Origin of the sequence: Planotetraspora silvatica, assembly GCF_016863315.1 — a bacterium.
In the GTDB taxonomy this organism is placed as follows: Bacteria; Actinomycetota; Actinomycetes; order Streptosporangiales; family Streptosporangiaceae; genus Planotetraspora; species Planotetraspora silvatica.
On record NZ_BOOQ01000090.1, the window covers coordinates 1 to 1,416 of the forward strand.

1 protein-coding gene is annotated in these 1,416 nt (G+C 68.1%); it reads left to right on the forward strand.

The window, feature by feature from the left end:
• On the forward strand, nucleotides 1-1,416 hold a 1,416-nt coding region (locus tag Psi02_RS39715; protein ID WP_203981081.1), incomplete at both ends, for a CLIPPER-2 domain-containing protein.

The window sequence follows — 1,416 nt, forward strand, 5'->3', positions numbered from 1 at the left end:
CCTCGACCACCTGCACCGGCGACTACACCGTCACCCAGGCCGACATCGACGCCGGCTCGATCGTCAACACCGCCACCGCCTCAGGCACCCCGCCGACCGGCCCCGCCATCACCTCCGACCCGTCGACCGCGACGGTCACCGGTGAGCCGGCTCCAGGGCTGGCGCTGCTGAAGACCGCGGCCCCCAGCACCGTGGGGAACGCCGGCAGAACGGTCACCTACTCCTACTTCGTGATCAACACCGGAAACGAGACTCTCACCGATATCAGCGCGACCGACACCGCCTTCTCCGGCTCGGGAACGCCTCCCTTGATCACCTGCCCGGTCACCACACTGGCCCCCCAGGAGTCCACCACCTGCACCGGCATGTACACGATCACCCAGGCCGACGCCGACGCAGGATCGGTCGTCAACACCGCCACCGCCTCAGGCACAACGCTGACCGGTCTCACCGTCACCTCTGCCTCGTCGACGGCCACCGTGACCATCGCCGCGGCTGGAGGGCTGGCCCTGCTGAAGACGGCGGCCCCCAGCTTCGTGGGGAACGCCGGCAGAACGGTCACCTACTCCTACTTCATCATCAACAACGGAAACGTCACCCTCACCAACGTGACCGCCACCGACACCGCCTTCTCCGGCACCGGAACACCCGCCGTGATCACCTGCCCGATGGGGACACTCGCCCCACAGGCGTCCACCACCTGCACCGGCACCTACACGATCACCCAGGCAGACGCCGACGCCGGCTCCGTCGTCAACACCGCCACCGCCTCAGGCACCCAGCCGTCGGGAGCGGTCACCACCTCCAACGACTCGACCGCGACCGTGACCATCGCCGCGGCCTCAGGGCTGGCACTGCTGAAGACTGCGGCCCCCAGCACCGTGGGGAACGCCGGCAGGACGGTCACCTACTCCTTCAGGGTCATCAACACCGGAAACGTCACCCTCGCCAACGTGACCGCCACCGACACCGCCTTCTCCGGCACCGGAACACCCCCCGTGATCACCTGCCCGATGGGGACACTCGCGCCGCAGGCGTCCACCACCTGCACCGGCACCTACACGATCACCCAGGCCGACATCGACGCCGGCTCCGTCGTCAACACCGCCACCGCCACAGCCACCCAGCCATCGGGAGCGGTCACCACCTCCAACGACTCGACCGCGACGGTCACCGCTGAAGCGGCGTCGGGATTGGCGTTGCTGAAGACGGCATCTCCCAGCACCGTGGGTACGGCCGGAGAGACGGTCACCTACTCCTACTTCGTCCTCAACACCGGAAACGTCACCCTCACCAACGTGACCGCGGCCGACACCGCCTTCTCGGGCACCGGAACACCTGCGGTGATCACCTGCCCGATGGGGACACTCGCGCCGCAGGCGTCCACCACCTGCACCGGCACCTACATGGTGACCC